Origin of the sequence: Bacillus sp. V2I10 (assembly GCF_030817055.1) — a bacterium.
In the GTDB taxonomy this organism is placed as follows: domain Bacteria; phylum Bacillota; class Bacilli; order Bacillales; family Bacillaceae; genus Bacillus_P.
Window position 1 is genome coordinate 2,045,113 of the sequence record NZ_JAUSYV010000001.1, and the last position, 13,266, is coordinate 2,058,378.

A 13,266-nucleotide genomic window follows, 5' to 3' on the forward strand; every position below is an offset into this window, starting at 1 on the left:
CTCTGAACGATTAAAGGAGGATTTACATGTCTGATTATACATATAAAAGAATATTTCTGATTGTCATGGATTCAGTGGGAATCGGCGAAGCGCCTGATGCAGCGGATTTTGGCGACACTGGTTCAAACACGCTTGGCCACATTGCAGAACATATGAACGGCCTGCAAATGCCGCATATGGCGAAGCTTGGCTTGAGCAATATAGAAGAAATTCAGGGTATCCCTGTGCAGGAAAGTCCAAAAGCTTTCTATACGAAAATGAAGGAAGCGTCTAATGGCAAAGATACGATGACAGGCCATTGGGAAATCATGGGCCTTCATATTGAAACACCATTTAAAGTATTCCCGGATGGCTTCCCTGATGAATTAATCCAGGCACTAGAAGAAAAAACAGGCAGAAAAATCATCGGCAATAAACCTGCTTCAGGAACTGAAATTTTAGATGAACTGGGCGAAGAGCATATGAAAACAGGAGCTCTTATCGTTTATACGTCTGCAGATTCTGTTTTGCAAATTGCAGCTCATGAAGATATTGTTCCAATTGAAGAGCAGCTTAAAATTTGTGAAATGGCACGAGAAATGACACTTGATGAAAAGTATATGGTTGGCCGTGTGATTGCACGTCCTTTTACAGGAAATCCAGGGAACTTCCAAAGAACGCCAAACCGTCATGATTATGCCTTAAAGCCGTTTGAGAGAACGGTCATGAATGAGCTGAAGGACGGAGGTCTGGATGTCATTGCGATTGGTAAAATCTCTGATATTTATGACGGAGAAGGAATTACTGATGCGCTTCGCACGAAATCGAACATGGATGGCATGGACAAGATTGCTGAAACAGCAGATCGCGACTTTACTGGTCTGAGCTTTGTAAATCTTGTAGACTTCGACGCCCTGTTCGGACACAGACGCGATCCGGAAGGCTACGGCCTTGCTCTTCAAGAGTATGATGCGCGTCTTCCTGAATTGCTCTCTAAATTAAAAGAGGATGATTTATTAATTATTACAGCTGACCACGGCAATGATCCTGTTCATTACGGGACAGACCATACACGTGAATATGTGCCAATGCTCGCATACAGTCCGAGATTTGAAAGCGGTTCTAAGCTTCCGGTCCGTGATACTTTTGCAGATATTGGGGCTACCATTGCTGACAACTTTAAAGTGAGTATGCCAAAACACGGTAAAAGTTTCTTGCAGGAATTAAAGAATTAAGGGGGAGTGGTAAATGAATATTCAAGAAATTAAGCAATCTGCACAATATATGAAAGAAAAAGTAAAAGACCTGCCTGAGATCGGGCTGATTTTAGGATCCGGCCTTGGAGTCCTTGCTGATGAAATAGAAAACCCGGTTAAAATTCCTTATGAGCAAATACCAAACTTCCCTGTTTCAACTGTAGAAGGCCATGCAGGGCAGCTCGTATTCGGCACATTAAAAGGAGCTAACGTTGTAGCCATGCAGGGACGTTTCCATTTTTACGAAGGATATGACATGAAAAAAGTGACGTTCCCGGTCCGTGTGCTGAAGGAAATGGGTGTCAAAACAATCATCGTTACAAATGCTGCGGGCGGTGTGAATGAATCGTTTGAACCGGGTGATTTAATGATTATTTCCGATCATATAAATAATATGGGGACCAGCCCATTAATCGGACCGAATGATTCTGATCTAGGCGTCCGTTTCCCTGACATGTCGCAGGCTTACAGCAGAGAGCTCAGAACCCTTGCTGAAAATGCAGCTTCAGAGCTTGGCATTAAAGTTCAGGAAGGTGTATATGTAGGGAACACAGGACCTGCATATGAAACACCTGCAGAGGTGCGTCTTGCACGCGTGCTTGGAGGAGATGCCGTCGGTATGTCTACAGTGCCTGAAGTAATCGTAGCCAATCATGCAGGGATGAAAGTGCTTGGAATTTCATGCATCTCAAATATGGCAGCCGGTATTTTAGATCAGCCATTATCACATGATGAAGTGATGGAAACGACTGAAAAAGTAAAAGCTAATTTCTTGAATCTGGTTAAGAAGATTGTTGCAGACATACACGAATCAAACTGACAAAGGGTGGGTAACTAATGAGAATCGTTGACTTAATTGAAAAAAAGCGTGACGGCAAGGAACTGACGAAAGAAGAAATCAGCTTTATTATCAAAGGCTATACAAATGGCGATATTCCGGATTATCAAATGAGTGCATTAACAATGGCGATCTATTTTAAAGGAATGACGAAGCAGGAGCGCGCTCAATTAACTATGGAAATGGTTCATTCAGGTGATACGATTGATCTAAGCAAGATCGAAGGCATTAAAGTAGATAAGCACAGCACAGGCGGCGTAGGCGATACAACCACTCTTGTGCTTGGACCTCTTGTTGCTGCAGTCGGTGTTCCGGTTGCCAAGATGTCCGGCCGCGGTCTTGGCCATACTGGGGGCACAATCGATAAGCTTGAAGCTGTTCCAGGCTTCCATGTTGAAATTGAAAATGATGAATTCATCAAATTGGTTAACCAGAATAAAATTGCTGTCATTGGTCAAAGCGGAAACCTGACTCCAGCAGATAAAAAGCTTTACGCTTTGCGTGATGTAACAGCCACTGTTGACAGCATTCCTCTGATTGCAAGCTCGATCATGAGCAAAAAAATCGCTGCAGGGGCAGATGCCATCGTTCTTGATGTGAAAACAGGAGCAGGCGCATTTATGAAAGATCTTGATGATGCGAGAGAGCTTGCCCGGGCGATGGTTGAAATCGGAAATGCAGTCGGCCGCAAAACAATGGCTGTTATCTCAGACATGAGTCAGCCGCTCGGTTATGCAATCGGCAATGCATTAGAAATTAAAGAAGCGATAGATACATTAAAAGGCGAAGGACCTGAAGACCTTCATGAGCTATGCTTAACGCTTGGAAGCTACATGGTTTTCTTGGCTGAAAAAGCATCATCACTTGAGGAAGCAAGAGCAATGCTTGAGGAAGTGATTCAAAACGGAAAAGCACTTGAAACGCTGAAGATCTTCTTAGAAGCTCAAGGCGGAGACGGTTCAGTTGTCGATGATCCCAGCAAGATGCCGCAGGCAAGCTACAAAGTAGAGCTTGAAGCAAAAGAAGACGGATACGTTTCTGAAATTGTGGCAGATTCCGTTGGAGTTGCAGCAATGTGGCTTGGTGCAGGACGAGCTACGAAAGAATCAGAAATTGATCTTGCTGTCGGGCTGATGCTGAATAAAAAAATCGGCGATGCTGTTAAAAAGGGCGACTCGCTTGTGACGATTTACAGCAATCAAAAAGATGTAGAACAAGTAAAAGCCAAGCTTTATGAAAGCATTAAAGTAACAGCTGACTCAGTAACAGCGCCGCCGCTTGTTCACGATACAATTAAAGAGTAATCACACATGAAAAGCCGGGAGAAAATCCCGGCTTTTTGCATGCAATTTTTTCTTGTCCGCAAGTATATTTTTTCTTCAATTGGAAAAAATGGGGTGTATAAGAATGGAGGGTTTGGAGATGAAACGTCTACTATCAACCGTAGCGCTAAGCACCATAATATTAACAATTGCATCACCGGCATTTGCAGAAGAAGGTTCAGTAAAGCTTGCAGATCAAGCAAAATCAGCTGTACTGATTGAACGTGATACCGGAAATATTCTATATGATAAAAATAGTGATGAGAAACTTCCTCCAGCAAGTATGACTAAAATTATGACGATGCTGCTGATCATGGAAGAGATTGATAAAGGCCAGCTGAAAATGGATGAAGAAGTCCGTACGAGCGAACATGCTGCTTCTATGGGCGGGTCTCAAATCTTCCTTGAGCCTGGAGAGGAAATGACCGTTCATGAAATGCTGAAAGGGATTGCGATTGCCTCAGGCAACGATGCATCAGTAGCCATGGCTGAGAGAATTTCAGGGTCTGAAGATGCATTTGTTGAAAAAATGAACAAACGGGCAAAAGAGCTAGGACTAAAAAATACAGTCTTTCAAAATCCAACAGGCCTTCCTGAAAAAGATCATTACAGTACAGCACATGATATGGCCGTCATGGCAAAAGAGCTATTAAAATTTGAAGGCATTACAAAATACACAGGTCAATATGAAGATTATTTGCGTCAGGACACAGACAAGAAATTCTGGCTGGTCAATACGAATCGCCTTGTGAAATTTTATAAAGGCGTAGATGGCGTAAAAACAGGGTTTACGAATGAAGCAAAATATTGTTTAACCGCTACAGCCAAAAAAGGCAACATGCGTGTGATTGCTGTCATCATGGGTGCCCCGACACCAAAAGACCGCAATGCTCAGGTTACCAAAATGCTTGATTACGCATTCAGCCAATATCAAACGCATCCTTTATTTAAACGCAATGAAGTTGTAGCTAAGATGAAAATCAGCAAAGGGAACAGTAAAAATCTGAACCTTGTGACTTCAGAGCCAATTTCTGTTTTGACGAAAAAAGGCGGAAGTGTTAAAGATGTTACTCAGGAAGTCGTGATGAAGCAGAATTTACAGGCTCCTCTGAAAAAAGGGGATGAACTTGGAAAACTAATATTGAAAAAAGACAATAAGGTTGTTGTGGAAAGCCCGCTTGTTGCTGAGGGCGACATTGAACAGGCTGGCTGGTGGACTCTCTTTAAACGAGTGCTTGGTGATTTCTCGAAATCAGGCTGATTACCTAAAAAAACACCCATAAGAAACATCAGGATATCTAGCTGATGTTGGCGAATCCGCACTAGTTTTGTCATAGGGCAGGAAAAGCACATCAAAACCTCGAAACAGACATTATCCAGAAATTGAAGGAGGAGTATGGATGAGTCTAGCAGTAGAGCTTGATGTAAAGCAATCTGTCCTGTGCATTCGACTGATCGGAGAATTGGATCATCACACGGCGGAGGAATTACGGCAGAAAGTGACAGAAATTCTTGCATCAGAGGACATCCAGCATATCGTTCTGAACTTAGAGCAATTATCCTTTATGGACAGCTCTGGTTTAGGCGTGATTCTTGGAAGATATAAGCAAGTGAAGCAATTTGGCGGAGAAATGGTCGTTTGTGCGATTTCACCTTCAGTAAAAAGACTGTTTGATATGTCTGGACTGTTTAAAATCATTCGACTGGAGCCATCGGAGGAAAAAGCGCTGATAACATTGGGGGTGGCTTCATGAAAAATGAAATGAACCTTCAATTCTCAGCGCTCAGCCAAAATGAATCCTTTGCCCGAGTTACCGTTGCAGCATTTATTGCTCAGCTTGATCCTACACTGGATGAATTAACTGAAATCAAGACAGTTGTCTCAGAAGCCGTGACCAATGCCATTATTCATGGCTATGACAATGATCCAAGCGGTATTGTTTACATCTCGGTAACACTCGAGGACAGTGTCGTCAGGTTGTCTATCAGAGATGAGGGCATGGGAATTCCTGATGTAGAAGAAGCAAGACAGCCTCTATATACGACAAAACCGGAACTTGAACGATCAGGTATGGGTTTTACCATTATGGAAAATTTCATGGATGAAGTACAGATTGAATCGTCAAAATCACGGGGTACTGCGGTAAAGCTTACTAAACACTTATTGAAAAGCAAAGCTTTAGTAAATTAAGGAGACTTGCTATGGATGTGGAGGTCAAGAACGATATCTCAAAAACACAGTTAAAGGACCATGAAGTGAAAGAATTGATTAAGCGCAGCCAGCAAGGCGATCAATCAGCCAGAGATACCATTGTTGAGAAAAATATGCGTCTTGTGTGGTCTGTTGTTCAGAGATTTTTAAATCGGGGCTATGAAGCTGATGACCTGTTTCAAATCGGCTGCATCGGTCTTTTGAAATCGGTTGATAAATTTGATTTATCGTACGATGTTAAATTTTCAACCTACGCTGTACCGATGATCATTGGTGAAATTCAACGCTTTATCAGAGATGACGGCACAGTTAAAGTGAGCCGTTCCCTAAAAGAACTGGGCAATAAAATCAGAAGAGCTAAAGATGATCTGTCAAAATCATTAGGCAAGGTGCCGACTGTTTCTGAAATCGCAGCCTACCTTGAAATCACATCTGAAGAAGTCGTTCTTGCACAAGAAGCGGTACGCGCACCTTCTTCCATCCATGAAACCGTTTATGAAAATGACGGTGATCCCATCACACTCCTTGATCAAATAGCTGATTCAGGAGAGACCAAGTGGTTTGATAAAATCGTCCTTAAGGATGCAATCAAAGAGCTTGATGAACGTGAAAAGCTGATCGTTTACTTAAGGTATTACAAGGATCAGACGCAATCAGAAGTTGCTGAGAGGCTTGGCATATCGCAAGTGCAAGTATCGAGGCTCGAGAAGAAAATACTGCAGCAAATGAAAGACCGCATGGATCAATAGATGGAAAAGACATATCCGACAGGGATGTGTCTTTTTTGCTTTTTAGAAAATAGTTAGAAGGCAATTCCAGTGTAAACAATCATCAGCGTCTGGAATACAGCTTTGGTAATTAATGGACCATTCGTGCTTTCTGCATGATATAAATTCTTCCAATGCATACTACATATACAATCCTATTTTCAGGAAGTGAAATGTAATGGAAAAAACGGTGTACATCAGACTGCGTCATCGCGTACAAGTCTATCCGGACGATTGTATAACCGTCTCTAAGATTGCCCAAATTGTTGCGGGGAAACAGCTTCGCGACATGATTGGAGAGCTTGAGGTCCACCAAGTTCAGCCGAGCGATAAAAACATTGTCGTGATTGATGTCATGCGCGTGCTGTCTGCAGTACATAAAACAGATCCTGATATAGATGTTCAGACGGTTGGGCCAGCACAGACGATTGTTGAGATTGTGTATCAGAAGAAAACGTTTTCGCCTGTTCTATTCGCACTCGTATGGCTCCTCCTCTTTGTGGGAGCAGCTCTTGCGATTATGAACTTTCATGAAGACGTCAGCATGCAGCTTGTGCACCTGCGTCTTTATACCATTATTACAGGTGAGACATCCGAACATCCCCTCCTACTGCAAATTCCTTATTCCATAGGCCTCGGTTTAGGGATGATTCTTTTCTTCAATCACCTTTTCAAGAAGAGAATTAATGAAGAGCCCAGTCCTCTTGAAGTGGAAATGTTCAACTACCAGCTTGATATGGATATGTACGTATCTATGAAAGAAAATAAAGAGAGCATGAAGAAAATTGATGACAATTAATGGCTTGGTCACCATTTTCATCGGACTCTCAGGAGGACTTGCTGTCGGCTCTGGATTTGTAGCGTTTTTAACTGTCCTTGGCATTATACCAAGGTTAACGCAGCTTACGAAAACAGTCGATTTAATTCAGGCTTATGAATGGGCTATCGTAGCCGGCGCTATTACAGGCGGATGGGTAAGCCTCAGGGATTCCAAACTTTACTTATCAGAGCTGTTTCTCGTTCCGATTGGATTAATCAATGGAATATTTATCGGAATGCTTGCTGCTGCGCTGACAGAAGTTTTAAATGTCTTTCCTATCCTGGCCAAACGGATTGGGATTGCTGATAAGATCGTTATTCTATTGATGGCCATTGTTTTTGGCAAAGTAGCCGGATCGTTATTTCACTGGCTTTATTTTATTGACCAATAAGACCCGAGAGGTGAAAGAAATGAGTACATCAAAGCTTAAAGATGATTACAAGAATAAAATTAAACCCTATCAGCCTAAACCGCCTTATCTTTTGAATTGTATAAAGGCTTTCGTCGTTGGAGGTCTTATCTGCACATTAGGTCAAGGCATCCAGAATATGTATATGAACTTTTTTAACTTTACTGAAAAAACTGCGGGGAATCCGACTGTAGCTACTTTAATTCTTATATCAGCTCTGCTGACGGGCTTTGGTATTTATGATCGAATCGGCCAATTTGCTGGTGCGGGATCTGCAGTTCCTGTAACGGGATTTGCAAACTCCATGACAAGTGCTGCGCTTGAGCACCGGAGTGAGGGTCTGGTACTCGGAGTGTCAACGAACATGTTTAAGCTCGCAGGCTCAGTTATTGTATTCGGGGTCGTTGCTGCATATGTTGTCGGGATAATCAGGTATGTATACGGATTAGCATTTTAAAAAAGGAGGTTTCTGGACAATGAGATTGACTGGAAAACAGACATGGCAATTTGAGAATCAAATATACGTTCAGTCCAGCGGTACTGCTGTCGGCCCAAAAGAAGCAGACGGACCTTTTGGTAAATTATATGACAAAACCTATGATAATCTCCATTGCGATGAAGATAACTGGGAACTTGCAGAGCGGCGTTTAATGGAAGATGCCATTGAGCATGCTTTAAAAAAAGGAAATTATACGAAAGAAGATATTGATTTTTTCCTTGCTGGAGACCTATTAAATCAAAACGTGACGGCAAATTATACAGCCAGACAAAATAAGATCCCTTTCCTTTGTATGTTCGGTGCCTGTTCAACATCAATGGAAACACTGGCTGTAAGCTCAGCGCTTATAGATGGAGGGTTTGCCAATCGTGTTATGGCAGCAACGAGCAGTCATAATGCAACCGCTGAAAGACAATTTCGTTATCCAACAGAATATGGCGGTCAAAAACCGGATACAGCACAGTCAACGATTTCAGGCTCAGGGGCAGTCATCGTAAGCCGTGATCCAAGTGACATAATGATTACTTCAGCAACGATAGGAAGAGTGGCGGATCTTGGCATTACGGATCCATTTGATATGGGTTCCGCGATGGCACCTGCAGCAGCCGATACGATCGCTCAGCATTTTAAAGATTTAAACACAAAGCCTGAAGACTACGATTTGATTGTGACAGGGGACTTAGCTTCTGTAGGAAGCCCGATTCTAAAGGAGCTCCTGAAAGAAGAAGGATATGATGTTTCTGCAAATCATAATGACTGTGGACTGATGATTTATCGGCCGGATCAAAACGTTTTTGCCGGAGGAAGCGGCTGCGGGTGTTCTGCTGTAGTCACCTACAGCCATATTTTCAAAGAATTGAAAAGCGGAAATCTTAATCGTGTCATGGTTGTTGCAACAGGTGCTTTGCTTAGTCCGACCATGATTCAGCAAAAGGAATCGATTCCAACAATTGCTCATGGCGTCGTGTTTGAACGTGTGAACAGGGGTGTGAACGGATAATGGAATATCTAATTGCGTTTGTAGTAGGCGGGGCCATATGCATTATTGGCCAATTGCTTCTCGATGTGGCTAAATTAACACCGGCACATGTAATGAGTTCATTTGTTGTTGCAGGTGCGATTCTTGACGGATTCGGCATTTATGATAATTTTATTAAATTTGCAGGAGCTGGGGCAACGGTGCCCATTACAAGCTTTGGTCATTCATTGCTGCATGGTGCAATGCATCAGGCTGATGAACACGGGATTATTGGTATTGGAATCGGGATTTTTGAATTAACTTCAGCAGGTATTTCTTCAGCGATCGTCTTTGCTTTTTTTGTAGCAGTTATTTTTAAGCCGAAAGGATAAGATCATCCTATGACAGAAACGAGAAGGGTCATATTGGTAACAGATGGGGATGTTTATGCAGCCAAAGCGATTGCCTATGCTGCAAAGCAGGTTGGCGGAAGGTGCATTTCCCAATCTAAAGGAAATCCGACTTTTTTGACAGGACCTGAGATTGTGAAGTTAATTATAAAAACACCTTATGATCCCGTTTTTGTCATGTTCGATGATTGCGGCTTATTAGAAGAGGGGCCTGGTGAAAGAGCGCTTTTATATGTGGCAAAGCATCCGCAAATCGAGGTGCTTGGGGTCATTGCGGTTGCCGCAAAGACACATGGCTCAGAGTGGACGAATATTGATGTTTCTATCGATAGAGAAGGCCTTATATCCGAATATGGAGTAGATAAGAGCGGCATCCGTGAATACGAAGTTGGAAAAATGACCGGAGATACGGTTTATTGTCTTGATACACTTGATGTTCCTATTATTGTAGGGATTGGCGACATTGGCAAGATGGCCCGTAAAGACAGTGTGGATCATGGATCACCGATAACAATGAAGGCGGTAGAACTGATTCTTGAAAGGAGCGGCATGGCAGATGAGCGAAAACGTGAAACAAAAGACACCAATCTCTCCTAAGCTCGTAGTAAATGAGAATTACTTTAAGGACCATGTAGGACTGAACCAGAGTTTTGATATTGGGGTACGTAAAATTATAGTCATGAACATAGCAGTGCATCTTTATTATGTAAATGGGCTGTGTGATGGTGCCAATATTACTCAGCTTTTAAAAGAACTTGTTGAAACTAAAGACGATGAGCATGAACAGTTTAAAGTAAATGAAATTATCGAAAACCGCTTGATAAATTCGCAGGTAGAGAGAATCAAAACGATTGATGAAGCCGTTGATCAAGTGCTGTCTGGCCTTATCGTCTTTATGATAGAAGGGTACGATTACGGGCTGGTTGTTGATGTAAGGAGCTATCCCGGCAGAAATCCTGAGGAACCAGATACCGAAAAAGTTGTCCGCGGATCCAGAGACGGATTTGTAGAAAATATCATTGTAAATACAGCCCTGATTCGAAGAAGAATCAGAGATGAACGCTTAAGGCATTCGATGATGAAGGTCGGTGAGCGTTCAAAAACAGATATCTGTCTTTGCTACATAGAAGATGTTGCAGATCCGAATCTGATCGAGGTTATTAAAAAAGAGCTCGAAACGATTAAAATTGACGGTCTGACCATGGCCGACAAGACGGTGGAAGAATTTTTGGTAAAACAGGGATATAATCCATTTCCTCTTGTCAGGTACACAGAGCGGGCAGATGTAGCAGCCAATCATTTATTAGAAGGGCATGTATTAATAATGGTGGATACATCACCAAGTGTCATTATTACACCCACAACCTACTTTCATCACGTTCAGCATGCAGAAGAGTACCGTCAGGCGCCGGCAATAGGAACTTTTTTAAGATGGGTTCGTTTCCTTGGGATCCTTAGTTCTATCTTTATCGTTCCAATGTGGTTTATGTATGTGCTTCAGCCATCGCTGCTGCCTGAAAACATTGCGTATATCGGTCCGAATGAGCAAAAGAATATTCCGATTGTCGTTCAGATATTCATGGCTGACATTGGGATCGAATTTTTAAGGATGGCAGCCATTCATACACCAAGCGCCCTGTCTATTGCAATGGGATTAATTGCAGCAGCATTGATTGGACAAATTGCGATTGATGTAGGGCTCTTTGTACCGGAAGTTATTCTTTATGTGGCCATTGCTGCAATTGGCACGTTTGCTACTCCAAGCTATGAGCTCAGCATCGCCAATAAGATGCTGCGGCTTTTCCTCCTGATTTTAGTAGCCTTTTTCAAGGCAGAGGGATTTGTCATTGGTGCCACCGTCATCTTTTTGTTCCTGACAAACATACGGTCGCTGAATACGCCATACCTATGGCCATTCCTTTCCATTTAATCCAAAAGCATTTTGGCAGATACTCATTCGCACGTCTGTTCCGGGAGCGAAAATCAGACCCAGTATTGTCCATCCTCAAAATGTAAGAAAACAGCCTAAGTAAGATTGAAAGTGTATGGCTTTTATGATATTGTAAGTTTAATTTACCTCAAGGAAACGAATAAATGGACAGTTGTTAAAAGCTATAGTTCAGCGACTGTCTTTTTGTCCTTTTTACCGGAGAAGAAAGAGGGAATGTTAAATTGTTCTTACATGGAACCAGTAAAGTTAACGAGAGGAATCACCTTGAAATTGGCGGAGTCGATGCGGCCGAACTGGCATCGAAATATGGAACACCCCTGTACATCTATGATGTTGCGCTTATTCGCGACCGTGCGAGAAGCTTTAAGAATACATTTGAAAAGCTCGGAGTGAAGGCGCAGGTTGCATATGCAAGCAAAGCCTTCTCATCCGTTGCTATGTTTCAGCTGGTTGAAGAAGAGGGCTTATCACTGGATGTTGTTTCAGGAGGAGAGCTTTATACAGCTGTCACAGCAGGTTTCCCAACTGAAAGAATTCACTTTCACGGCAATAATAAGAGCAAAGAAGAATTAGAAATGGCGATCAAGCTTAAAATCGGCTGTATTGTTGTTGATAATTTTCACGAAATTGAGCTGCTGAAAGAACTTGCTGCACAAGAAAACACAGTTGTGCCGATTCTTCTCAGGGTTACTCCTGGAGTTGAAGCGCACACTCATGACTATATAACAACAGGTCAAGAGGATTCGAAATTCGGTTTTGATCTGCAAAACGGACAAGTAGAACGTGCGATGGAAAATGTCCTTTCATCATCTGCATTTAACATGCTCGGCTACCATTGCCATATTGGATCGCAGATTTTCGATGCAACCGGTTTTGTCCTTGCTGCAGAAAAAATCTTCACTAAAGTCGGTTTTTGGAGGGAGACCTTCCAATATGAACCGAAAGTAGTGAATTTAGGCGGAGGATTCGGCATCCGCTACACAGAAGAGGATGAACCGCTGCCTGCTACTTATTATGTTGAAAAAATCGTTAAAAGTATAAAAGGCCACGTGGCTGAAAGCGGCATTCAGATGCCGGAAATCTGGATTGAACCGGGGCGTTCACTTGTAGGCGATGCAGGAACAACCATTTATTCCATAGGCTCTGAGAAAGAAGTTCCAAATATCCGCAAGTATGTTTCAGTCGATGGCGGAATGAGCGACAATATCCGCCCTGCTCTTTATCAGGCAAAATATGAAGCGGCCCTTGCAAACCGCATGAATGATAAAAATGATGAGTCTGTTTCAATTGCAGGAAAATGCTGTGAAAGCGGAGATATGCTGATTTGGGATCTGCCGCTTCCAAAGGCAAATCCTGACGATCTGCTTGCTGTATTCTGTACAGGAGCATACGGCTACTCCATGTCGAATAATTACAATCGAATTCCGCGTCCTCCGGTTGTTTTTGCGGAAAATGGAGAGGAACAGCTTGTGATTAAAAGAGAAACGTATCAGGATTTAGTTGCGCTGGATCTGCCGTTAAAATCGAAAGTAACACAGAGCTAAAAAAGACCATTTAAGGCGGATCTGGCAAAGCTTTTCGCCGTAAACATTTTTGTCTTCATATGCAATACAGATAAATTACTTAGAAAGGCTGCTTCTGAATCAGACGCAGCCTTTTTTCGTCGAGGAAACTTTTATGGTAATGCATATTTTTACTGCGGCCGTTTTTTTTTCCTTTTCTAGCGTAGTTCCCGCTTTTATTAGCGAAAATTCTTCTTTTTATAGCATTTTTTTGAATTATTTTCGCCTTTTTGTAGATTTTTTTAGCGTGTGGAATTTTTTTCACGTCCAGGTGCAAAAAAAT

At 42.4% G+C, this 13,266-nt stretch carries 14 protein-coding genes and 1 pseudogene; all 15 read left to right on the forward strand.

Annotated elements, in window-relative coordinates; translation table 11 throughout:
- Window positions 1–26 precede the first annotated feature (26 nt).
- A complete protein-coding gene (deoB, locus tag QFZ72_RS10360; RefSeq protein WP_307432725.1) occupies window positions 27–1,214 on the forward strand; it encodes a phosphopentomutase in 1,188 nt (395 codons plus the stop codon).
- Window positions 1,215–1,227: 13 nt separating this feature from the next.
- Window positions 1,228–2,055, forward strand: a complete 828-nt coding sequence (locus QFZ72_RS10365) for a purine-nucleoside phosphorylase (RefSeq protein WP_307432727.1) — start codon at window positions 1,228–1,230, stop codon at window positions 2,053–2,055.
- Window positions 2,056–2,072: 17 nt separating this feature from the next.
- Window positions 2,073–3,377 (forward strand): pyrimidine-nucleoside phosphorylase, encoded by a 1,305-nt coding sequence (locus QFZ72_RS10370; protein WP_307432730.1) that lies wholly within the window; start codon window positions 2,073–2,075, stop codon window positions 3,375–3,377.
- Window positions 3,378–3,495: 118 nt separating this feature from the next.
- Window positions 3,496–4,656, forward strand: a complete 1,161-nt coding sequence (locus QFZ72_RS10375; RefSeq protein WP_307432734.1) for a D-alanyl-D-alanine carboxypeptidase family protein — start codon at window positions 3,496–3,498, stop codon at window positions 4,654–4,656.
- A gap of 139 nt (window positions 4,657–4,795) precedes the next feature.
- Window positions 4,796–5,149: an anti-sigma F factor antagonist gene (spoIIAA, locus tag QFZ72_RS10380; protein ID WP_223436444.1), complete on the forward strand. Its 354-nt coding sequence runs from the start codon at window positions 4,796–4,798 to the stop codon at window positions 5,147–5,149.
- On the forward strand, window positions 5,146–5,586 hold the full coding sequence (gene spoIIAB, locus QFZ72_RS10385) for an anti-sigma F factor (RefSeq protein WP_307432737.1): 441 nt from the start codon (window positions 5,146–5,148) through the stop codon (window positions 5,584–5,586). The genes spoIIAA and spoIIAB overlap by 4 nt, the downstream gene beginning before the upstream one ends.
- A gap of 11 nt (window positions 5,587–5,597) precedes the next feature.
- Window positions 5,598–6,356: an RNA polymerase sporulation sigma factor SigF gene (gene sigF, locus QFZ72_RS10390; protein WP_223436440.1), complete on the forward strand. Its 759-nt coding sequence runs from the start codon at window positions 5,598–5,600 to the stop codon at window positions 6,354–6,356.
- Window positions 6,357–6,552: 196 nt separating this feature from the next.
- A complete protein-coding gene (locus QFZ72_RS10395) occupies window positions 6,553–7,173 on the forward strand; it encodes a stage V sporulation protein AA (protein ID WP_307432740.1) in 621 nt (206 codons plus the stop codon).
- Window positions 7,163–7,585, forward strand: a complete 423-nt coding sequence (locus QFZ72_RS10400; RefSeq protein WP_252201400.1) for a stage V sporulation protein AB — start codon at window positions 7,163–7,165, stop codon at window positions 7,583–7,585. Before QFZ72_RS10395 ends, QFZ72_RS10400 begins: the two co-directional genes overlap by 11 nt.
- Window positions 7,586–7,604: 19 nt before the next feature.
- Complete coding sequence (gene spoVAC / locus QFZ72_RS10405; protein ID WP_307432743.1) at window positions 7,605–8,060, forward strand: stage V sporulation protein AC; 456 nt, start codon at window positions 7,605–7,607, stop codon at window positions 8,058–8,060.
- Window positions 8,061–8,079: 19 nt separating this feature from the next.
- Window positions 8,080–9,102 carry a stage V sporulation protein AD gene (gene spoVAD, locus QFZ72_RS10410; protein ID WP_307432746.1) on the forward strand — a complete coding sequence of 341 codons (1,023 nt, stop codon included), beginning with the start codon at window positions 8,080–8,082 and terminating at the stop codon, window positions 9,100–9,102.
- Window positions 9,102–9,452: a stage V sporulation protein AE gene (spoVAE, locus tag QFZ72_RS10415; RefSeq protein WP_307432749.1), complete on the forward strand. Its 351-nt coding sequence runs from the start codon at window positions 9,102–9,104 to the stop codon at window positions 9,450–9,452. Before spoVAD ends, spoVAE begins: the two co-directional genes overlap by 1 nt.
- 9 nt (window positions 9,453–9,461) lie before the next feature.
- Complete coding sequence (gene spoVAEA, locus QFZ72_RS10420) at window positions 9,462–10,067, forward strand: stage V sporulation protein SpoVABEA (RefSeq protein ID WP_307432752.1); 606 nt, start codon at window positions 9,462–9,464, stop codon at window positions 10,065–10,067.
- Window positions 10,027–11,503 (forward strand): annotated as a pseudogene (locus QFZ72_RS10425) (spore germination protein). The gene spoVAEA and the pseudogene QFZ72_RS10425 overlap by 41 nt, the downstream one beginning before the upstream one ends.
- 139 nt (window positions 11,504–11,642) lie before the next feature.
- Complete coding sequence (lysA, locus tag QFZ72_RS10430) at window positions 11,643–12,965, forward strand: diaminopimelate decarboxylase (RefSeq protein WP_307432755.1); 1,323 nt, start codon at window positions 11,643–11,645, stop codon at window positions 12,963–12,965.
- The last annotated feature ends 301 nt before the right edge of the window (window positions 12,966–13,266 follow it).

Excerpts from the sequence above, each read along its gene's own strand:
- QFZ72_RS10395 (WP_307432740.1), top strand. The coding sequence starts at position 6,553 with ATGGAAAAAACGGTGTACATCAGACTGCGTCATCGCGTACAAGTCTAT.
- spoVAD (WP_307432746.1), top strand. The coding sequence starts at position 8,080 with ATGAGATTGACTGGAAAACAGACATGGCAATTTGAGAATCAAATATAC.
- QFZ72_RS10400 (WP_252201400.1), top strand. The coding sequence starts at position 7,163 with ATGACAATTAATGGCTTGGTCACCATTTTCATCGGACTCTCAGGAGGA.
- QFZ72_RS10375 (WP_307432734.1), top strand. The coding sequence starts at position 3,496 with ATGAAACGTCTACTATCAACCGTAGCGCTAAGCACCATAATATTAACA.
- spoVAC (WP_307432743.1), top strand. The coding sequence starts at position 7,605 with ATGAGTACATCAAAGCTTAAAGATGATTACAAGAATAAAATTAAACCC.
- deoB (WP_307432725.1), top strand. The coding sequence starts at position 27 with ATGTCTGATTATACATATAAAAGAATATTTCTGATTGTCATGGATTCA.
- spoVAE (WP_307432749.1), top strand. The coding sequence starts at position 9,102 with ATGGAATATCTAATTGCGTTTGTAGTAGGCGGGGCCATATGCATTATT.
- sigF (WP_223436440.1), top strand. The coding sequence starts at position 5,598 with ATGGATGTGGAGGTCAAGAACGATATCTCAAAAACACAGTTAAAGGAC.
- QFZ72_RS10365 (WP_307432727.1), top strand. The coding sequence starts at position 1,228 with ATGAATATTCAAGAAATTAAGCAATCTGCACAATATATGAAAGAAAAA.
- spoIIAA (WP_223436444.1), top strand. The coding sequence starts at position 4,796 with ATGAGTCTAGCAGTAGAGCTTGATGTAAAGCAATCTGTCCTGTGCATT.
- QFZ72_RS10370 (WP_307432730.1), top strand. The coding sequence starts at position 2,073 with ATGAGAATCGTTGACTTAATTGAAAAAAAGCGTGACGGCAAGGAACTG.
- spoIIAB (WP_307432737.1), top strand. The coding sequence starts at position 5,146 with ATGAAAAATGAAATGAACCTTCAATTCTCAGCGCTCAGCCAAAATGAA.
- spoVAEA (WP_307432752.1), top strand. The coding sequence starts at position 9,462 with ATGACAGAAACGAGAAGGGTCATATTGGTAACAGATGGGGATGTTTAT.